We start from the raw sequence: 19,246 nt of genomic DNA on the forward strand, positions 1-19,246 counted from the left end.
GGCGCCAGGGGGCTAACGGGGCTTCAGATTTTGCCTGCCCTTGACCAAGGTCCAGGCAACCGAACGACCGATGCGAAAGCGTCACCAACTACCCCCTGGTACTGCTCCCACCTGCGGTTTTCAATACCCACACCATGCACCTGCTGCGCGCTCTGATCCGCACCACCCGGATGGTCAAGCACACCCCGCTCCTCGCCGCCGGCCTGACCCCCGACGACGAGGTGCTCCTCGACGTGCCCGACGACCGGCTCGGCCCTGCGCTGGTCGCCGCGGGCCGGGGCGACCACGGCCCGGCCGCCAAGCTGCTCGCCATGACCCGCGAGGCCGCCGAGTGGGAGAACCGCGACCGCTACACCACCCGCCTCGCCGCGTTCGCCCGCTCCCGCTCCGAGTGGTTCGACGACTGGCAGTCCGCCAGCCCGCACGACCCGGACGCGCTGCTCGTCAAGGCCGAACTCGCGGTCGTCCGCGGCTGGGAGTCGCCCGCCCGCGCCGAACTCCTGCGCGAGACGGCACCGCTGCTCTCCGCGGCCGCCGAGGCCGACCCGCGCGACCCCGTGCCCTGGCGGATCGCCCTGGACCACGCCCGCGGCACGCACGCGTCGCAGACGGTCTTCGACGAGGTGTGGGCCGAGGCGGTGCGCCGCTCCTCGCACCACTACGGCTGCCATGCCTCGGCCCTGCAGTACCTCTCGGCCACCTGGTACGGCTCGCACCGCCAGTGCTTCGACTTCGCCGAGCGCGCGGCCCGTGACGCGCTGCCGGGCTCGCTGATCCAGGCGCTGCCCGCGCGGGCCGCCTTCGCCTATCTGACCAGCGCGTCGGGGAACGTGCCGCGCGAGCGCCTGGACGCGGCGGCCGACCTGGGCATCACCCTGTCCGCCGAGTACGAGGCCGGGGACCCCTGGCCGGCCGAGGTCCGCAACCTCCTCGTCTACGTCCTGGTCCGCCTGGAACGCTGGCACGACGCCCTCGGACAGCTGCGCCTCATCGGGCCGTACGCGACGTCGTTCCCCTGGGACCGGCTCGCCGACGATCCGCTCGGCCAGTTCCTCGAACTGCGCGACGGCGTGCGCATCGAAGTGGCGTCCACGACCCCGCTGCGCACCGGGCGCGGACGTGCGCACCGCGGCGACCATTAGGCTTTTGGCTCGTGACCACCGTCCGGCTTCCGCTCTTCCCGCTCAACTCGGTGCTGTTCCCGGGGCTCGTGCTCCCGCTGAACGTGTTCGAGGAGCGTTATCGCGCCATGATGCGCGAGCTGCTCAAGACGCCCGACGAGGAGCAGCGGCTCTTCGCCGTCGTCGCGATCCGCGACGGCCTCGAAGTGGCGCCGAGCGCCCCCGGCCTCCCGGACCCGACCTCGCAGCCCGAGCAGGGGCCCGCCGCCGGGTTCGGTGACGACCCGCTCAAGGCCTTCCACGCGGTGGGCTGTGTGGCGGACGCGGCGACGATCCGGGAGCGCGCCGACGGCGGCTTCGAGGTCCTGGCCACCGGCACCACGCGGGTGCGGCTGCACTCGGTGGACGCTTCGGGCGCCTTCCTGACCGCCGAGGTCGAGGAGCTGCCCGAGGAGCCGGGCGAGGAGGCGGGCACGCTGGCCGCGGGCGTCCTGCGGGCGTTCCGCGCCTACCAGAAGCGGCTCGCCGGGGCGCGCGAGCGGTCCCTGTCGACCGGCGCCGAGCTGCCGGACGACCCGTCCGTGGTGTCGTATCTGGTCGCGGCGGCGGCCGTCCTCGACACCCCGACCAAACAGCGGCTGCTCGAAGCCCCGGACACCGCCGCGCGCCTGCGCGACGAGCTGAAACTCCTTCGCGCGGAGACCGCGATCATCCGTAATCTGCCGTCGTTGCCCGCGACGGACCTCACCCGCGGCACCACAAGCCTCAACTGACGTACGACGCATCCGACGTACGACGCATGACGTAAGGCGTGAGCGCTTTGGCGAAGAAGCAGAAGAAGCAGTCGGGCACGGGCGGCACCCCCGCCACGGTCGCCCTCACCGCGGCGGGCACCGGCTACACCGTCCACGCGTACGAACACGACCCCGCGCATCCCTCGTACGGCGACGAGGCGGCCGAGGCGATGGGCGTCTCCCCCGACCGCGTCTTCAAGACCCTGGTGGCCGAGGTGGACGGCGAGCTGACGGTGGCCGTGGTCCCCGTGGCGGGCACCCTGAACCTCAAGGCGCTGGCCGCCGCGGTCTCCGGCAAGCGCGCCGTGATGGCCGACCCGGCGGCCGCCGAGCGCACCACGGGGTACGTACGGGGCGGCATCTCCCCGCTCGGCCAGCGCAAGAGGCTGCGCACGGTCCTGGACGACTCGGCGTCCGCCCACGCCACGATCTGTGTGTCGGCGGGCCGCCGCGGCCTTGAGGTGGAACTCGCCCCGGCCGACCTGGCGGCGCTGACCGGCGCGGTGCTGGCCCCGATCGGCCGCGAATAACCCCTTCGAGCCCCTTCGGCATCAGGCGTGAAGTGACCCTCGACGCCCGCCCGGTTCTCGACTAGTACCACCCTCATGTCGAAGAAGACGCGCAAGAGGAAGTGGCGGGTGAGGAAGGGCAGGGCGAACCACGGGAGGCGCCCTGCCTAACTGTTCGAGCTGTCCTCGGGCCGAGCCGGATCCCCGTAGGCGAGGGGGTACGGCTCGGGATCCCGCGGCCCGAACAGCGCGGTCAGACCCAGGTGCACGAGCAGCGCCGCAACGGGCCACGCGAGCAGCGCGCCCTTGGCCTTGAGCTCCAGGGGCGCGTCGAACACCACGCCCTTGCCCACCGACTTCGCGTGCGCGACGACATCCGTCTCGGGCCCGAGGAAGATCCCGAGGCGCCAGGCGAGCACCGCGCCGAGAAGACCGCCCGCCGTGAGGCCGACGACCAGCGGGATCCCGCCGCGCTTGCGCAGCAGGAAGACGACGAGTCCGCTCACCGCGCCGAAGGCGAGCGCGAGCAGAGTGAACGTTCCGTCGACCCCGATCGCCTGCTCCCCCTCGGTGTCCTTGAGGTACACCGCTTCGCCGTCCGAGATCAGCGGCACGCGCGGCGCGAGCCACACCCACAGCAGCCCGAGCAGTACGCCGCTGACGGCCACCGCGACCGCGATGACCACGGCCTGCCGCACTTCGGTCTTCATGCCGGGCCCGTCCTCCTCGTGAGCCGACGGGGGAACGTCTCCGGACGGATTGGCGGCTTGCTGCCAGGGGTCGTGCGGGGACTCGCCGTGGGGCGGTTGGGAGGGCGTCAGCGGTGCAGTCACCCACACATGGTGCCAGTAGTGCCCACGGACCGCGTCACCGCACAGCCGCCCGGCGGTACGCCCAGGTGGCGAGCGCCAGGGAGGCGACGCCGACGCCCGCGCACACCGCCAGGTCGAACCCGACGGCCGCCCAGTCCGGATCGGGCCCGAAGGTGCGGGCGAGCGCCTCGACTCCGTACGTCGAGGGCAGCAGGTCACGCGCGTACTGCAGGATCTGAGGCATCCGCTCGGCCGGAAGCACACCGAGAAGCAGCGCCGCCGACATGCCCAACTGGCCGAGCAGTGTGGCCAGTTCGGGCCGCGGCGCGAGCAGCCCGAGGGCCGCGCCGAGCCCCGCAAGCGCGGCGCCGGCCAGCGGGATCACCGCGACGAGCACCCACAGATGGGTGAGCGGAAGGCCGAAGAGTCCGCAGCCGACGACGGCGGTGACCAGCGTGCCGGGCACGGTGAACGAGGCGTAGGCGGCCGCGGCGCCGAGGACCACCGCGGCGGGCGGCACGGGCAGCGTGGCGTAGTGGTCGAGCCCGCCGTCGGACCGCAGCTGCCCGAAGTACTGCGCGAGCAGGTTGAGCGCGACGAACGCGACGACGAGCACGGAGGACCCGGCGACCACGGCATGCGCCTCGCCGCCGCCGTCGACCACGCCGCGCATCAGGATCATGATCCCGACGGACTGGAAGGTCGCCACGAAGAGCAGGGGGATGCGGGCCACCCGCGCCCGGGAGAGCTGCGCACGGTAGACGGCCGAGAGCGCGGGGAACAGCCGCGCGCGGGGCCCAAGGGGCGCGGGGGCTTCGGTCTGCCGCTCGTAGCCGTCGTCAGCCCGTACCGCGGCTTCCAAAGGAACCGCACTCATCGGACGCCCCTCCTGATCATGTGCCTGTCTCTTCGCCGGCTGGCAGACCTCACGCCTTTACCAGCCCCTTGGCATTCCCGCCCAGGGCAAGGTAGACGTCCTCCAGGCTGGGCGTGGCCAGGGTGAAGTCGTCGAGCGACGCGAAGGCGGCCCCGCCGGTGATCGCCCCGACCGCGGCCCGTGCCTCGTCGGGGGCGAGCCGCAGCGACCAGCGCCGCCCGGACTCCACCGCGGACGAGCGCAGCGCCGCCACCTCGGGGACGTCGAGCGGCGCCCGGTCGCGCCAGACGAGCTCCACCCGCACCTCGCCCGCTACCTGCTCCTTGAGTCCGGCCGGGGTGTCGCAGGCGATGACCTTGCCGTGGTCGAGGACGGCGACACGGTCGAGGACCGTCTCAGCCTCGATGACGTTGTGGGTGACGAGCAGGACCGTCGTGCCGCGCTCGGCCCTGCGCCGGTCGACGGCGCCCCAGACGGCGCGCCGCGCGATGGGGTCCATGCCGGTCGTCGGCTCGTCGAGGACGAGCAGCGGCCGCTCCCCCACCAGCGCGGTGGCGAAGCAGGCGAGCCTGCGCTGCCCGCCGGAGAGTTTCTTCAGCGGCCGCGCCGCGAGAGGGGTGAGCGCCAGCTCTTCGAGTACGCCGTCGCGCTCGGCCCGCGCCGCGCGCACATCGAGGCCGCGAAGGCGCGCGGTCGTCTCGACGGCGAGCGAGACGGTCAACTCGTCGAGCGCGGTGGACTCCTGCCCCAGGTAGGCGAGGATCCGCGCGGCCCGCTCGGGGTGGCGCAGGATGTCGTGGCCGAGGATCTCGACGCCGCCGCTGTCGGGCCGCATCAGGCCGGTCAGCTGGCGTACGAGGGTGGACTTGCCGGCGCCGTTGGGCCCGAGCAGGCCGAAGATCTCGCCGCGCATCACATCGAGGCTGATGCCGTCGGTGGCGCGCACCTCGGGCGTCGCGGGCGTGCCGCGCCGGCCACGGGCGGCGGGATACGTCTTGACGAGGTCGCGCACCGCGCAGACGGCATCGCTGCCGTGACCCTGTCGGAGCCCTTGGCGGACCACCTGTGCCGAGCGCGTACTCACGAAGGACGAGGGTACGGGGTCCCGCGTCCGGCACGACGCCCGGGGCGCCCCGTACGCCCTGTATCGGTCATCTCCGTACGCGTGTGTCACTCCCCCGAGCGGTCGCCCACCGGCGCGTGTTCGACCGCCGTGTGGACGTCGATCTCCCGCCAGAAGCCCGCCCGGATCGCGTACCGGTCGTGCTCGTCGATCTGGTCGTCCTTGTGCGCGAGCAGGCCGAACCGGGCCGCGTACCGCAGCAGCTCGCCGTCGACGCGGTGCGGGATGCGCGGGTACATCGTCGAGAGTTTCTGCAGGTTGTGCTGCTCGGGCAGGCGCGCCATCCAGCGGCGCGCGAACACCTGTCCCACCTCGAAGGGGTCGCCGCCGACGGTGGTGATGTCCTCCTCGCGGTCGGCCCAGCGCTGCTCGGCCGTGGTCAGCTGGGCCAGCGTCGGCAGCGCCGCGGCCTCCGCGCTCTCGGCGGCGCCGCCCGGCCGCTCGACCCAGCCCTTGTCGGACGACCAGCGCAGCGTCGCGTTGGTGGGGTGCTGCGCGGCGGCCGGGGCGCCGGGGCCGCGCAGGGCGGCCAGGTCCTTGGGGGTGGGGACGCCCTTGCCCGCGGGGATGTGGTGGGGGGCGGCGCTGTCGCCGTTGGCCGTGCTCTCCGTGTGCTGTACGCCGGCGGCCTCCTCGGCGGCCCGCTGGGCGCCGGCGGCGAGCGCGGACTCGGGAAGGGGCGCGGAGAGGATCGCGGCGATCTCCGGGCGCGGCGCGGGCGGTGGCGCGCAGACGCCGGTGAGCTCCTTGGCGCGTACGGCCTTGGTGATCCAGGCCCGGTCGAGGACGCGGCGCTCGTCGGCCTCGGCCACCAGGTCCTCGGACTGGTTGTAGTCGCCGTCGGCGGCCTGCACGGCCCACAGGTGGACGGCGACGCCGTGCTCCTTGGCGGCCATCATGCCGGGCAGCAGGTCCCCGTCGCCGGTGACGAGCACGACGTCCGAGCAGGCGCGGTTGCGGGCCAGCTCCGTCAACTCGGCGTGCATGGCGGCGTCCACGCCCTTCTGGGCCCACCGCCCGTCGCTGCGGGTCAGCGCGCCGAGCCGGACCGTCACGCGCGGCATGACCCGCAGCCTGCGGTGCTCCGGCTGGGGCACGCGGTCGGGGGCGCCGTCGAACCAGTAGATCCGCAGCAGGGGGCGCTCGGTGTCGGACTCGGCGCGCTCTCGGATGCCCTGGATCAGGGCGGCGTGATCGACGGTGATCCGGGACCGGGACGGCTCGCCCGCGAGGAGACTCGCGGCGGCACCCAGCAGATACCCGGCGTCCACCAGGACGATGCAGCGGTCCACGCGATCCACCCTCTTTCCCTGGAGATTCCCTGGAAGTCATGGCTCGGGAAGTAATGCTTCGGGTTTCCTTCGAGTCTGCCCGACCCTGCGGAGGTTAACGGCCGGAACTCGATCTTCGGCGTGGCGTGTCTCGACTTCGCCCCACGAGACAGCTTGTTACGCACGGTAATTCTCTGAAATGCGCGGTTTGCCGCCATATGTGAATCTGGTCCCGTCCTGGCCCCTAGATCCCCCTCAGGAGGAAGATCACAATGGCCAAGAAACAGCACCGCAAGACCGGCGTCTCGGACCGGGGTCGCGCTTCGGCCGCCGAGCAGGCGGGCGAGCAGGCGAAGACGTCCGCGGAGCAGGCCGAGTCGAGGATGAAGGACGCCGTGCAGTCGCAGGGCAGCCCCGCCGAGGTCGCCCGCAAGCACCAGCGCCGCTTCGGCCACAACTGACGTACAGGCAGGCACACATGAAGGGGCGCCCCCGGGCGTCCGGGGGCGCCCCTTCATGCTTCATGCGGTGGGCCAGGTGCTACCCCGCCAGGCAGGACGGGCCGAGCAGCACCTTCAGGTCACCGAAAAGGGCCGGATCGGGCTGCACCCGGTGCCGGTCGAGCCGCAGCACCGTCGTCTTCTGCGCCCCCTGGAGCTTGATCCGCACCTCGCTGTTGCCCCGGTGGTGGCTGAGGATCTCGCCGAGGCGGCTGACCATCGGCGGGGTCACCTTCACCGTCGGGATGGTGATCAGGACGGGCGCGTTGGTGCCCGCGTTCGACAGGTCGGGGACCTGGAGCTCCATCGCCACCAGGCGCGGCACGTCCTCGCGCTTGTCGAGGCGGCCCTTGACGAACACCACGGCGTCCTCGACCAGTTGGGTCGAGACGAGCTGGTAGGTCGCGGGGAAGAACATGCACTCGATGGAACCCGCGAGGTCCTCGACGGTGGCGATCGCCCAGGCGTTGCCCTGCTTGGTCATCTTGCGCTGGAGGCCGGAGATGATGCCGCCGATGGTGACGATCGAGCCGTCCGAGTAGTCGCCGCCGGTGAGCTGTCCGATGCCCGCGTCGGCCTTGTCCGACAGGACGTGTTCCAGGCCGAAGAGCGGGTGGTCGGAGACGTACAGACCGAGCATCTCCCGCTCCTGGGCGAGCAGATACGTCTTCTCCCACTCGTCGGTGGAGAACTCCACGTCGAGCCCGAAGCCCGGCTCGTCACCGCCGTCGTCGCCCCCTCCGAAGAGGTCGAACTGTCCTTCCGCTTCCTTGCGCTTGACCGCGACGACATTGTCGATCATCGGCTCGTACTGCGCGGTCAGGCCCTTGCGGGTGTGCCCCATGGTGTCGAAGGCGCCCGCCTTGATCAGCGACTCCGTGGTCCGCTTGTTGCAGGCGGTGGCCTCGACCTTGTCGAGGTAGTCGGGGAAGGAGGTGTACTTCCCCTTCGCCTTGCGCGAGCGGATGATCGACTCGACCACGTTCGTGCCGACGTTGCGGACCGCCTCCAGGCCGAAGAGGATCACGTCGTCGCCCTGGGCGGCGAAGTTGTGCACGGACTCGTTCACATTGGGCGGCAGCACCTTGATGCCCATGCGCCGGCACTCGTTCAGGTAGATGGCCGACTTGTCCTTGTCGTCCTTCACCGAGGTGAGCAGCGCGGCCATGTACTCGGCCGGGTAGTTCGCCTTGAGGTAGGCGGTCCAGTAGGTGACCAGGCCGTACGCCGATGAGTGCGCCTTGTTGAACGCGTATCCGGCGAACGGGACAAGGACGTCCCACAGGGCCTTGATCGCGGCGTCCGAGAAGCCCTTCTCCTTGGCGCCCGCCTGGAAGAGGACGAAGTTCTTCTCCAGCTCCTCGGGCTTCTTCTTGCCCATCACGCGGCGCAGGATGTCGGCTTCGCCGAGCGAGTAACCGGCGATGATCTGCGCGGCCTTCTGCACCTGCTCCTGGTACACGATGAGGCCGTAGGTCAGGCCGAGCGTCTCCTTCAGGGGCTCTTCGAGCTCCGGGTGGATCGGCGTGATCTCCTGGCGGCCGTTCTTGCGCTCCGCGTAGTTCGTGTGCGAGTTCATGCCCATCGGGCCCGGCCGGTACAGGGCCGAGACGGCGGAAATGTCCTCGAAGTTGTCGGGCTGCATCTGGCGGAGCAGCGAGCGCATCGGGCCGCCGTCGAACTGGAAGACGCCGAGCGTGTCACCGCGGCAGAGCAGTTCGTACGTCTTGGGGTCGTCCAGCGGGAGCGAGAGCATCTCCAGGTCGATGCCCTTGTTGGACCGCACCATCTTCACGGCGTCGTCCATGATGGTGAGGTTGCGCAGGCCCAGGAAGTCCATCTTGATCAGGCCGAGCGACTCGCACTGGGGGTAGTCCCACTGCGTGATGGTCACGCCGTCCGTGTGCCGCACCCAGACCGGGGCATGCTCGATGATCGGCTCGCTGGACATGATCACGCCGGCGGCGTGCACGCCCATCTGCCGGACCAGGCCCTCCACACCCTTCGCGGTGTCGATGACCTTCTTCACGTCCGGCTCGTTCTCGTACATCCCCCGGATCTCGCCCGCCTCGCTGTAGCGCGGGTGGGTGGTGTCGGTGATGCCGGAGAGGTCGATGCCCTTGCCCAGGACGTCGGCGGGCATGGCCTTGGTGAGGCGGTCGCCCATCGCGTACGGATAGCCGAGCACGCGCGCGGAGTCCTTGATCGCGTTCTTGGCCTTGATCTTGCCGTACGTGCCGATCATGGCGACCTTGTCGGCGCCGTACTTCTCGGTCACGTACCTGATCACTTCGACGCGCCTGCGCTCGTCGAAGTCGATGTCGACATCGGGCATCGAGACGCGCTCGGGGTTGAGGAACCGCTCGAAGATCAGCCCGTGCGTGATGGGGTCGAGGTCGGTGATGCCCATGGCGTACGCGACGATCGAACCGGCCGCGGAGCCACGCCCCGGACCCACCGCGATGCCGTTGTTCTTGGCCCACATGATGAAGTCGGCGACCACGAGGAAGTACCCCGGGAACCCCATCTGGATGATGATGTCCATCTCGTACTCGGCCTGCTTCTGCCGGTCGTCGGGGACACCTCCCGGATAGCGGCGGGCCATGCCGCGCCGCACCTCCTCCTTGAACCAGGTGGTGTTGGTGTAGCCCTCCTCCGGGATGTCGAACTTCGGCATCAGGTCGCGCTTCTCGAACATCCCGGTGGTGTCGATCTGCTCGGCGACCAGCAGGGTGTTGGCGCAGCCCTCCTGCCAGGCGTCCGAGGAGTCGATGGCGTACATCTCGTCCGTCGACTTCAGGTAGTAGCCCGTCCCGTCGAAGCGGAAGCGGTCCGGGTCCGAGAGGTTCTTGCCGGTCTGGATGCAGAGCAGGGCGTCGTGCGCGGTCGACTCGTGGGCGTAGGTGTAGTGCGAGTCGTTCGTGACCAGGGGCGGGATGCCCAGCTCCTTGCCGATCTTCAGGAGGTCGTCGCGGACCCGGCGCTCGATCTCGATGCCGTGGTCCATCAGCTCCAGGAAGTAACGGTCCTTGCCGAAGATGTCCTGGTACTCGCCCGCCGCCTTGCGGGCCTCCTCGTACTGGCCCAGGCGCAGGCGGGTCTGGAGCTCCCCGGAGGGGCAGCCGGTGGAGGCGATCAGGCCCTCCGACCACTGGGAGATGGTCTCCTTGTCCATGCGCGGCCACTTCTGGAGCCAGCCTTCGGCGTACGCGTCCGAGGAGAGCCGGAACAGGTTGTGCAGGCCGGTTTTGTTCGCCGCCCAGATCGTCTTGTGGGTGTAACCACCGGAACCGGACACGTCGTCACGCTTCTGGTGCGGCTGCCCCCACTTGATCTTCCGCTTGTTGCGCCGCGACTCCGGCGCCACATACGCCTCGATGCCGATGATCGGCGTCACGCCGGCCTTCTGCGCGGAGTGGAAGAAGTCGTACGCCCCGTGGAGGTTGCCGTGGTCGGACATGGCGATGTGCGACATGCCCATCTCTTTACACGCGTTGAACATGTCCTTCAGCCGCGCGGCACCGTCCAGGAGCGAGTACTGGGTGTGGACGTGGAGGTGCGTAAAGGGCGGCTTGGTCACGGCGGGAGGCCTCCGGAGAACGGTGGGTGACAGGCTGCGGGCAGTCTGGGGGGACAGCGTGGAAGTCTAATCCGCGGCACTGACAAGCGGCGGGCACTCGGGGGTACCGTCGAGCGTTGGACAGGACGGAGCACCTGTCCCAAATGTCATGCACCACCTGGCACCACCTGTTACCTGGAGGCACCCCGCGATGTCGGTCCCGCAGCCCACCGCTGAGCAGCGCGGCGAGCAGATCCTCGCCGTCTTCGACACCGCGTTCGGTGAGCTGCTCGCCGCGGACCCCGCCGCGTTCCGGGTGAAGTTCCGGAAGATGGCCGCCTCCGCCTTCGCGTTCTACCGCGGCACGGCCTGCCTGTTCTACGCGGACCTGGAGCGCGAGCAGCACGGCGGGCCCTTCCTGGACGACCGCACGGGCCGGGTGTGGATCCACGGCGACCTGCACGCGGAGAACTTCGGCACGTACATGGACGCCCAGGGCCGCCTGATCTTCAACGTGAACGACTTCGACGAGGCGTACGTCGGGCCCTTCACCTGGGACCTGAAGCGCTTCGCCGCCTCCGTGGCGCTGATCGGCTACACGAAGGCGCTGAGCGACGAGCAGATCACCGACCTGGTGCGGATCTACGCCGCGGCCTACCGCGAGCGGATCCACGACCTGGCGACGGGCGCCAAGAGCGACGAGGTGCCGCCCTTCACCCTGGACACCGCCCAGGGCCCGCTCCTGGACGCGCTGCGCGACGCGCGTTCGCTGACCCGCTTCGGGCTCCTGGAGTCGATGACGGAGATCCGTGACTTCGAGCGCCGCTTCGCCTCCGGCGGCGGCTCCATCGAGCTGGACGCGGCGACCCGTTACAAGGTCCTCGCCGCCTTCGACGGCTATCTGGAGACGCTGCCGGAGTCCTCGCTCGCTCGCCCCGACTCCTACCGCGTGAAGGACGTCGTCGGCCGCCGCGGCATCGGCATCGGCTCGGCGGGTCTGCCCTCGTACAACATCCTTCTGGAGGGCAACAGCGACGCGCTGGAGAACGACGTCGTGATCTACCTCAAGCAGGCCCAGACCCCGGCCGTCTCGCGGCACATCACGGACGCCGCGATCCGCGACTACTTCCAGCACGAGGGCCACCGCACGGTCATCTCGCAGCGCGCGCTGCAGGCGCACGCCGACCCGTGGCTGGGCTGGACCGAGCTGGACGGCGCGGGTCAGCTGGTGGCCGAGGTCTCCCCGTACGCCGTGGACCTGGACTGGTCGGACATCGACGACCTGGACGAGATCGCCGCGGTCGTCGCCGACCTGGGCCGCGCCACGGCCACCATGCACGCGGCGGCGGACGACGAGAGCGGCCACTCCGACCTGGTGCCGTTCTCCACGGAGCGCGCGATCGACGCCGCCATCGCGGCCGACGAGGACGGCTTCGGGGATCTGCTCGTGGACTTCGCGCACGAGTACGGCGCGCGCGCCCGCCGCGACCACCAGATCTTCGTCGACCTGTTCCGCAACGGCCGGATCCCCGGCCTGTAGGCCGACGGGCGGCGTGCCCCCCGTGCAATTCATAGGCACCCTTTAGGGCTGTCCTACAGAAGCGCATGGCACACTCGCTTGCGCGATGGACATATCCGGGACCCACCTCAGAGCCGTGCGCGCGGCGCTCTTCACGGCGCTCGTCGTGATGCTCTCCGCCGCGTCGCACGTTCTGCTGTCCCGCGCCCCGCTGCCGCTTGCCACGGTCGCCGCGATCGCCGCGGGTGTCTTCGTCATCGCGTACGCGCTCGCGGGGCGTGAACGCGGCTGTCTCCGCATCGCCGCGCTGCTGATCCCGCTGGAGCTGGCCGCCGACACGGTGTTCACCACCGGACAGCACGTCTGTTACGGACAGGCGGGCGGCCCCGTCGCGGGACCGCTGCGCTCGGTCGGCTTCGACGTGCTGTGCGGCGGCAGCGTCGGCACCCCCCTGGCCCGGATGGCCGGCGGCGATGGGCACCGCGCCGCCGTCCTGCTCACCGACACCGATCCGCGCACCGCCTGGCTGCTGCTCGCCGCGCACATCGGCGTCGGCCTGCTCGCGGCGGTCTGGCTGCGGCGCGGCGAGCGCGCCCTGGCCCAGCTCCTTCGCGCGGTGACCGCCGCCACCTTCCGGCCGCTGCTGATCGCGGTCGCCGCGGTGGGTATCCGGCCGCGGCCCGTACGCCGCCTGCCGCGCCCGGCCCGCCGGGTCACGGTCGCGCGTACGCGGCCGCTCGTGCACTTCGTGGGACGGCGTGGACCGCCGTGCTCGGCCGCCTTCGCCTGAGCACGACCGTCCCCACGTACGTAACCCCCTACGGAGAACATCATCATGAGCAAGCGCAACAGCCAGGCGGCCAAGTCGGCGGCCCGCGAGCGGATCCGCGCCCAGCAGGAAGCCGAGCGCAAGCGCGAGAAGCGCAAGCGGCAGACGATCGTCGGCATCTCCGTCATCGCCGTCCTGGCGATCGCCGGCGGCGTCGGCTACGCCGTCATGCAGGCCAACAAGCCCAGCCACTGGGACGCCGCCAAGGACGAGAAGCTGGTCAAGCCCGCGAACTCCTCGGGCACGGACGGCACGACGGTCGTCATCGGCAAGGACAGCGCCAAGAAGACCCTCAAGGTCTACGAGGACCCGCGCTGCCCGATCTGCGCCAGCTTCGAGCAGACCGTCGGCCCGACCGTCGAGAAGGACGTCGAGGACGGCAAGTACAAGATCCAGTTCATCGGCGCCTCGTTCCTGGACCGCAACCTCACCGGTGAGGGATCCAAGAACGCGCTCAGCGCGCTCGGTGCCGCCCTGAACGTGAGCGACCAGGCGTTCGTCGACTACAAGAAGGCGCTGTTCTCCAAGGAGAACCACCCGGCGGAGACCTCCGACAAGTTCAAGGAGGACTCGTACCTCCTCAAGATCGCGAACGAGGTCCCGGAGCTCAAGAAGAGCGCGTCCTTCAAGAAGGACGTCAAGGACGGCACGTACGACCGCTGGGCCATCGAGATGTCGAAGAAGTTCGACGACAACAAGGACAAGGTCGACGGAACGCCCTCCTTCGTCATGGACGGCAAGAAGCTGACCGGCGCCGACCAGAAGAACGCGCCCTCGACGGTCGAGGAGTACAAGAAGGCCATCGACGCGGCACTCAAGGGCTGACCAACGGCTCAACAACAGCTGATCAACGGCTGACCAACGACCGGCCAAGGGCTGAACCGGCGCAAAAGCCGCACGCTGAGCGGCTGTTGGCGGAAGAGCGGGCGAACTTTTACAGGTCGCCCGCTTTTCGCGATTACTGATCAGTAAGGTGATCGCCCGTGACCAGTCGAAACAGCGCCCAGACGCCACTCAACTCCTCGAACCCGCGCCGCCGTACGGTCGTCAAGGCCGCTGCCGCCACCGCGGTCCTCACGGCCCCGCTCGCCGCCGCCCCCTCCGCGCACGCCGCCGATGGGCCCGCCTTCCACCACGGGGTGGCCTCCGGCGACCCGCTGCCCGACGGTGTGCTGCTGTGGACCCGTGTGACGCCCGTGCCGGAGGCCACGCCCGGGTCCGGCAAGGGGCCTGACACCGAGGTGAGTTGGGAGATAGCCGAGGACAAAGGCTTCACCCGGACAGTCAGCCGCGGGAGATCCACCGCGCGGGCCGCGTCCGACCACACGGTCAAAGCGGACGTAAGAGGCTTGCGCCCGGCCACCGCCTATTACTTCCGCTTCTCCGCGGGCGACACGCACTCCCCCGTGGGCCGCACCCGCACCACCCCCGCGCACGACGCGGCCGCCCCCGGCGTCCGGTTCGGCGTGGTCTCCTGCGCCAACTGGGAGGCCGGCTACTTCTCCGCGTACCGCCATCTCGCGGCCCGCACCGAACTCGACGCGGTCCTGCACCTCGGCGACTACCTCTACGAGTACCCGACCGGCGAGTACCCGGCCGCCAAGTACGTCGTACGACAGCACGAGCCGCGGCACGAGATCATCACGCTCGCCGACTACCGCACCCGGCACGGCGTCCACAAGACCGACGCCGACGCGCAGGCGATGCACGCGACGCACCCCGTGATCGCGATCTGGGACGACCACGAGTTCGCCGACAACACCTGGTCGGGCGGCGCGGTGAACCACTCCCCCGAGACCGAGGGCGACTGGGCACAGCGCATGGCGGCCGCCAAGCAGGCGTACTTCGAGTGGATGCCCGTACGCCCTTCTACTGAAGGCACCGTCTACCGCCGTCTGCGCTTCGGCAAGCTGGCCGATCTGCACCTGCTCGACCTGCGCTCGTTCCGCTCCGAGCAGGCGGGCTTCGGCAGCGGTGACGTCGACGACCCGGACCGTACGCTCACGGGCCGCGCCCAGCTCGACTGGCTGAAGGCGGGCCTGGCCTCCTCGGACGCCGCCTGGAAGCTGGTCGGCACCTCGGTGATGATCTCGCCGGTCGCCTTCGGGTCCGTGCCGGCCCATCTGCTCGGCCCCCTCGCGGAGTTGCTCGGCCTGCCCAAGGAAGGCCTCGCCATCAACGCCGACCAGTGGGACGGCTACACGGACGACCGCAAGGAACTCATCGCGCACCTGGTCGACAAGGCCGTGCGCAACACCGTCTTCCTCACCGGCGACATCCACATGGCCTGGGCGAACGACGTGCCGGTCAAGGCCGCCACGTACCCCGGATCGCCGTCCGCGGCCACGGAGTTCGTGGTCACGTCCGTGACCTCCGACAACGTGGACGACATGCTGCACGTCGCCCCGCACACCCTCTCGCTGGTCGCGGTGGGCGCGATCAAGGCGGCCAACCGCCATGTGAAGTGGCTGGACATGGATTCGCACGGCTACGGCGTCCTGGACGTGACGGCCGAGCGCTCGCAGATGGACTACTACGTCCTGTCCGACCGCAAGGACCCCAAGGCGACGTCGAAGTGGGCCCGTTCGTACCGCACGCTCAGCGGCACCCAGAAGGTCGAGCGGACCGACGCCCCGGTGCGCTGACCTCAGACGACCGGCTCACGGGATGGCGCTGCCGCCCTTTACTCTTGCGCCATGAGTGGCCAGGGGGACGTGATCGACGGGCGCTTCGAGCTGCTGGAGCGGCTCGGCAGCGGAGGCATGGGCACGGTGTGGCGGGCGCGCGACACCGTGCTGCACCGAGAGGTGGCCATCAAGGAGGTGCGGCCCGCGGGGCCCGAGCTGACGGCCGAGCAGTCGCGCGTCCTGCGGGAGCGGGTGCTGCGCGAGGCCCGCGCGCTGGCCCGGCTCAATCACCCCCATGTGGTGACGATCCACCAGATCCTCGACACTCCCGCGTCCCCGCACCCGTGGCTGGTGATGGAGCTGTTGCCGGGGCGCACCCTCCAGGACCTCCTGGAGGAGGGGACGCTGGCGCCGCGCGAAGCGGCGCGCATCGGCCGCGAGCTGCTGTCGGCCCTGCGGGTCGCGCACGCGGCGGGCATCCTGCACCGGGACATCAAACCGGCCAACGTCCTGCTGCGGGAGCGATCGCCGCAGGACGCGGGAGGCACGCCCTCGGTGGTCCTGACCGACTTCGGCATCGCCTCGCTGAGCGGCTCCACGCAACTCACTGCCACGGGCGACCTGATCGGCTCTCCGGAGTACATCGCGCCCGAGCGGATCCGCGGCACCGGCGAGGGTCCGGCAGGCGACCTGTGGTCACTCGGCCTGGTCCTGTACGTGGCCGTGGAGGGCGTCAGTCCGCTGCGCCGCGGCACGTCACTGGCCACGCTCGCCGCCGTGCTCGACTCCCCGGTGCCGCCGCCGGCCCGCTCCGGACCGCTCGCTCCGGTCCTGGGCGCCCTCCTGGTGCGGGACCCGGCACTGCGCCCGGACGCGGACCGGCTCGACGCGATGCTCGCCGCGGTGGCGGACGGGACCACGTGGCAGCCGACGGCGATCTCGCAGCGGCCCGCCACCCCCGTGGGAGCGCCCTCCACCCCCGTGGGGCCAACCTCCACCCCTGTGGGACCAATCTCCACCCCCGTGGGACAGCCCGCCGCCACAGTGGACCCGCCGCCCGCCGAGCCCCGCAGACGTACGCCGGTGATCGTCGCGGCGGTTGCCGTGGCCTTCGCCCTGGTGGCCGGCGCCGCGCTGGTGCTCGCGCTGCGGGGCGGTGCCGGTACGGGCGGGGAGGGGGAGGAGGACAAGGGCGGCAAGCGCCCGGGCCCGACCACGCCGCCGGCGACCTCTCCCGCCGCCCCGCCCGCATCGGGCTGGATCGCCCAGCTCTTCTCCGAGCCCGTCGGCTCGGGCGAGGCCGCCCGCGACCGCAGGCTCGCGGCGGTGCGCAAGGACGTGCCGGAGGCCGCGTATGTGCGCAGCGACGACTACGCATCGCTGCGGCCCGGCTTCTGGGTGATCTACGCTCCCGGGCCCTTCGCGGACGGCCGGGCCGCCCTGCGGTTCTGTGCCGAGCGCGGCAAGACCAGCGGCGACACCTGCGTCGGGCGGTATCTCAGCTCCAGCGGCGATGACTACGGCCTGCAGTGCAAGCCGCCGGTGAGCGCCCCGGTGGGGCGCTGCACGCGCGCGTGAACCCTCAGAGGGTCTCCAGGAAGCCCAGCGCCGTCCGCCAGGTCGACTCCGCCGCCTCGGCGTCGTAGTCGTCCAGGTCGGGGTCGGTGTACAGATGCCCGGCGCCCGCGTAGCGGTAGACCTCCACGTCGGCCCCGGCCCGCCCCATCTGCAGGTACCACGCGCTCAGCCAGTCGTCCGTCTCGAACGGGTCGGGCTCGGCGACGTGCAGCTGCACCGGCAGCTCGTCCACCGTGGCGCTCTCCGCGATGTCGGAGGTGCCGTGCAGGAGCAGCAGACCGCGCGCCTTGTCGTCGCCGAGCGCGAGCGTCTGCGCGGTGGCGGCGCCGAAGGAGAACCCGGCGTAGACGAGACCCCGCTCGGAGTAGGGCGCCGCGGCCAGGATGGCCCGCTTCAGGAGCTCGTCCTTGCCGAGTTCCTCCTTGAAGGCCATGCCTTCCTCGACGGTGTCGAAGGTGCGCCCCTCGAAGAGATCGGGGGTCCACACCTGGTGCCCCGCCGCGCGCAGCCGGTCGGCCGCCGCGTGCACCGCGGGCCGCAGCCCGTACGTCGAATGGAAAAGCACGATGTTCATGAGGCCATCGTGCCACCTACCCTCTGAGGCATGGAGAACGTACTGCGTCCGTTGATCGTGGTCGGCGGCTCGGTCGTGCTCACGCTGGCCGTCGGGTGGCTCGCCGACGTGCTGCTGCGCAGGGCCGACGCCCGGCACCCCGAAGCCCCCGTGTGGGGCCTCCTGCGCCGCTGCCGGCTGCCGCTCCAAGTCGTCCTCTGCGTCGCCCTGCTGCGCGGCTTCTACGACCAGGCAGAGATCGCCGAGGACCATTCGGCGGGCATCGGCAGAACGCTCACCCTGGTGCTCATAGGGTCCATGGCGTGGCTGCTCGTCCGCATCGCGGCGGCCGTCGTCGAATCCTCGTACGCGCGTTACGCCGCCGCCCACCGCGACCCGGCCCGGGTACGCAGGGTGCGGACGCAGGTCACGCTCATCCAGCGGGTGGTCACCGCGATCGTCTGTGTGGTGGCCATCGGCGCGATGCTGCTGACCTTCCCCGCGATGCAGGCGGCGGGCACGTCGCTGCTCGCGTCGGCGGGCGTGCTCGGCATCGTCGCGGGCGTCGCCGCGCAGTCCACGCTCGGCAATCTCTTCGCGGGCCTGCAGATCGCCTTCGGCGACATGGTGCGGCTCGGGGACACCGTGGTGGTGGACGGGGAGTGGGGCACGATCGACGAGATCACGCTGACCTTCCTCACGGTGCGGACCTGGGACGAACGCCGGATCACGATGCCGGTGTCGTACTTCACGTCGAAGCCCTTCGAGAACTGGTCGCGCGGCGGCGCCCAGATGACCGGCACGGTCTTCTTCCAGCTCGACCACAGCGCGCCCGTGCAGGAGATGCGCGAGCAGCTCCGGGACATCCTGCGCGAGTGCGGCGCCTGGGACGGCAGGGACTGGGGCCTCGCGGTCACGGACACGACGCCGAACACGATCCAGGTGCGCGCCCTGGTCACCGCCAAGGACGCGGACGACATCTGGACGGTGCGGGTCACGGTGCGCGAGCAGCTGATCCAGTGGCTGGCCGAGCAGCACCCCTACGCGCTGCCGCGGGTCAACACGGCCTGGGCCGAACTGCCGCCGGACGGCGAACGTCCGCATCCGGCCCCGCCGATCGTCCCGCGCACGGGCCGGGGCTGACACCCCGTCCGGGGCCGGGCCTCAGGGACGCAGACTGCGTACGTCGAGATGGTGCAGGACGCGGTCGACGATCTCGGGGTCGGCGCCGGGCTCGCTGCGCGCCGCGAGCACCTCGTGGCGGGCGGCGGACATCATCTCGCGCTGGATGCGCTGGACCGCCTTGAGCCGGTCGACGCGCTTGGCGTACCGCTCCCGCCGCTCGTCGTCGACGATGTCGGGGCTGATGCGGGCCCCGATGTCGAACGCCCCGCGCTGCAGCCGCTCCTGGACGTCCTCCGGCAGCTCCTCGACCTCCTCGATCTCCTTGAGCCTGCGCTTGGCCGCCTTGGCGGCACGGACGGCGAGCTCCCGCTCGATGGCCCGCTCGACGTCGGTGTCCGCGCGCACGCCGAGCTTCTTCACCAGCCAGGGCAGGGTGAGCCCCTGGACCA

General features: G+C 70.8%; 16 protein-coding genes and 1 pseudogene. 10 read left to right on the forward strand and 7 right to left on the reverse strand.

Annotated elements, in window-relative coordinates; genetic code table 11:
• Positions 1-134: 134 nt before the first annotated feature.
• The 3 genes from ACFWY6_RS16650 to ybaK are packed head-to-tail and all read left to right on the forward strand — an operon-like array spanning position 135 to position 2,445.
• Complete coding sequence (locus tag ACFWY6_RS16650; protein WP_384690364.1) at positions 135-1,142, forward strand: hypothetical protein; 1,008 nt, start codon at positions 135-137, stop codon at positions 1,140-1,142.
• Positions 1,143-1,153: 11 nt separating this feature from the next.
• Positions 1,154-1,894, forward strand: a complete 741-nt coding sequence (locus tag ACFWY6_RS16655; protein ID WP_384690367.1) for an LON peptidase substrate-binding domain-containing protein — start codon at positions 1,154-1,156, stop codon at positions 1,892-1,894.
• A gap of 47 nt (positions 1,895-1,941) precedes the next feature.
• On the forward strand, positions 1,942-2,445 hold the full coding sequence (gene ybaK, locus ACFWY6_RS16660; RefSeq protein WP_384690397.1) for a Cys-tRNA(Pro) deacylase: 504 nt from the start codon (positions 1,942-1,944) through the stop codon (positions 2,443-2,445).
• 146 nt (positions 2,446-2,591) lie between these two features.
• Here ybaK and ACFWY6_RS16665 read toward each other — a convergent pair whose 3' ends face one another.
• The 4 genes from ACFWY6_RS16665 to ACFWY6_RS16680 all read right to left on the reverse strand — a co-directional run bounded on the left by ACFWY6_RS16665 (position 2,592) and on the right by ACFWY6_RS16680 (position 6,528).
• On the reverse strand, positions 2,592-3,257 hold the full coding sequence (locus tag ACFWY6_RS16665) for a DUF2567 domain-containing protein (RefSeq protein ID WP_384690370.1): 666 nt from the start codon (positions 3,255-3,257) through the stop codon (positions 2,592-2,594).
• 34 nt (positions 3,258-3,291) lie between these two features.
• Positions 3,292-4,113, reverse strand: coding sequence for an ABC transporter permease (locus tag ACFWY6_RS16670; protein ID WP_360763294.1), 822 nt, complete (start codon positions 4,111-4,113; stop codon positions 3,292-3,294).
• A gap of 49 nt (positions 4,114-4,162) precedes the next feature.
• A complete protein-coding gene (locus ACFWY6_RS16675; RefSeq protein ID WP_384690401.1) occupies positions 4,163-5,176 on the reverse strand; it encodes an ABC transporter ATP-binding protein in 1,014 nt (337 codons plus the stop codon).
• A gap of 107 nt (positions 5,177-5,283) precedes the next feature.
• Positions 5,284-6,528 (reverse strand): NYN domain-containing protein, encoded by a 1,245-nt coding sequence (locus tag ACFWY6_RS16680; RefSeq protein ID WP_384690374.1) that lies wholly within the window; start codon positions 6,526-6,528, stop codon positions 5,284-5,286.
• 251 nt (positions 6,529-6,779) lie between these two features.
• Between ACFWY6_RS16680 and ACFWY6_RS16685 the strand changes: the two genes are divergently transcribed.
• On the forward strand, positions 6,780-6,968 hold the full coding sequence (locus tag ACFWY6_RS16685; protein WP_266868012.1) for a hypothetical protein: 189 nt from the start codon (positions 6,780-6,782) through the stop codon (positions 6,966-6,968).
• A gap of 79 nt (positions 6,969-7,047) precedes the next feature.
• On the opposite strand, the gene dnaE is transcribed toward ACFWY6_RS16685, so the two are convergent.
• A complete protein-coding gene (dnaE, locus tag ACFWY6_RS16690; RefSeq protein WP_384690376.1) occupies positions 7,048-10,587 on the reverse strand; it encodes a DNA polymerase III subunit alpha in 3,540 nt (1,179 codons plus the stop codon).
• Between the two features lie 190 nt (positions 10,588-10,777).
• Between dnaE and ACFWY6_RS16695 the strand changes: the two genes are divergently transcribed.
• The 5 genes from ACFWY6_RS16695 to ACFWY6_RS16715 all read left to right on the forward strand — a co-directional run bounded on the left by ACFWY6_RS16695 (position 10,778) and on the right by ACFWY6_RS16715 (position 17,119).
• Positions 10,778-12,106, forward strand: coding sequence for a DUF2252 domain-containing protein (locus ACFWY6_RS16695; RefSeq protein ID WP_384690379.1), 1,329 nt, complete (start codon positions 10,778-10,780; stop codon positions 12,104-12,106).
• Between the two features lie 85 nt (positions 12,107-12,191).
• The gene (locus tag ACFWY6_RS16700) at positions 12,192-12,875 is read left to right on the forward strand and encodes a hypothetical protein (RefSeq protein WP_384690382.1); all 684 of its coding nucleotides are present in this window, start codon (positions 12,192-12,194) and stop codon (positions 12,873-12,875) included.
• A 45-nt stretch (positions 12,876-12,920) separates the two neighbouring features.
• Positions 12,921-13,739, forward strand: coding sequence for a thioredoxin domain-containing protein (locus tag ACFWY6_RS16705; RefSeq protein WP_384690385.1), 819 nt, complete (start codon positions 12,921-12,923; stop codon positions 13,737-13,739).
• A gap of 158 nt (positions 13,740-13,897) precedes the next feature.
• Entirely contained in the window at positions 13,898-15,559 is a 1,662-nt protein-coding gene (locus ACFWY6_RS16710; protein ID WP_384690388.1) for an alkaline phosphatase D family protein, read from the forward strand.
• A 51-nt stretch (positions 15,560-15,610) separates the two neighbouring features.
• Positions 15,611-17,119 (forward strand): protein kinase, encoded by a 1,509-nt coding sequence (locus ACFWY6_RS16715; protein WP_384690390.1) that lies wholly within the window; start codon positions 15,611-15,613, stop codon positions 17,117-17,119.
• Between the two features lie 4 nt (positions 17,120-17,123).
• Here the strand turns inward: ACFWY6_RS16715 and ACFWY6_RS16720 are convergent, their stop codons facing one another.
• The gene (locus tag ACFWY6_RS16720; protein WP_266868000.1) at positions 17,124-17,693 is read right to left on the reverse strand and encodes a dienelactone hydrolase family protein; all 570 of its coding nucleotides are present in this window, start codon (positions 17,691-17,693) and stop codon (positions 17,124-17,126) included.
• Between the two features lie 30 nt (positions 17,694-17,723).
• On the opposite strand from ACFWY6_RS16720, the gene ACFWY6_RS16725 reads away from it, so the two are divergent.
• Positions 17,724-18,815 carry a mechanosensitive ion channel family protein gene (locus tag ACFWY6_RS16725; protein ID WP_384690394.1) on the forward strand — a complete coding sequence of 364 codons (1,092 nt, stop codon included), beginning with the start codon at positions 17,724-17,726 and terminating at the stop codon, positions 18,813-18,815.
• A gap of 21 nt (positions 18,816-18,836) precedes the next feature.
• Here the strand turns inward: ACFWY6_RS16725 and ACFWY6_RS16730 are convergent.
• Positions 18,837-19,246 (reverse strand): annotated as a pseudogene (locus ACFWY6_RS16730) (Na+/H+ antiporter); the annotation flags it as partial.

The organism is Streptomyces sp. NPDC059037 (assembly GCF_042740015.1).
In the GTDB taxonomy this organism is placed as follows: Bacteria; Actinomycetota; Actinomycetes; order Streptomycetales; family Streptomycetaceae; genus Streptomyces.

What these genes read in the sequence shown, in the direction of transcription:
- ACFWY6_RS16650 (WP_384690364.1), top strand. Translation starts at nt 135, where the DNA reads ATGCACCTGCTGCGCGCTCTGATCCGCACCACCCGGATGGTCAAGCAC.
- ACFWY6_RS16670 (WP_360763294.1), bottom strand. Translation starts at nt 4,113, where the DNA reads ATGAGTGCGGTTCCTTTGGAAGCCGCGGTACGGGCTGACGACGGCTAC.
- ACFWY6_RS16685 (WP_266868012.1), top strand. Translation starts at nt 6,780, where the DNA reads ATGGCCAAGAAACAGCACCGCAAGACCGGCGTCTCGGACCGGGGTCGC.
- ACFWY6_RS16695 (WP_384690379.1), top strand. Translation starts at nt 10,778, where the DNA reads ATGTCGGTCCCGCAGCCCACCGCTGAGCAGCGCGGCGAGCAGATCCTC.
- ACFWY6_RS16700 (WP_384690382.1), top strand. Translation starts at nt 12,192, where the DNA reads ATGGACATATCCGGGACCCACCTCAGAGCCGTGCGCGCGGCGCTCTTC.
- ACFWY6_RS16705 (WP_384690385.1), top strand. Translation starts at nt 12,921, where the DNA reads ATGAGCAAGCGCAACAGCCAGGCGGCCAAGTCGGCGGCCCGCGAGCGG.
- ACFWY6_RS16715 (WP_384690390.1), top strand. Translation starts at nt 15,611, where the DNA reads ATGAGTGGCCAGGGGGACGTGATCGACGGGCGCTTCGAGCTGCTGGAG.
- ACFWY6_RS16720 (WP_266868000.1), bottom strand. Translation starts at nt 17,693, where the DNA reads ATGAACATCGTGCTTTTCCATTCGACGTACGGGCTGCGGCCCGCGGTG.
- ACFWY6_RS16725 (WP_384690394.1), top strand. Translation starts at nt 17,724, where the DNA reads ATGGAGAACGTACTGCGTCCGTTGATCGTGGTCGGCGGCTCGGTCGTG.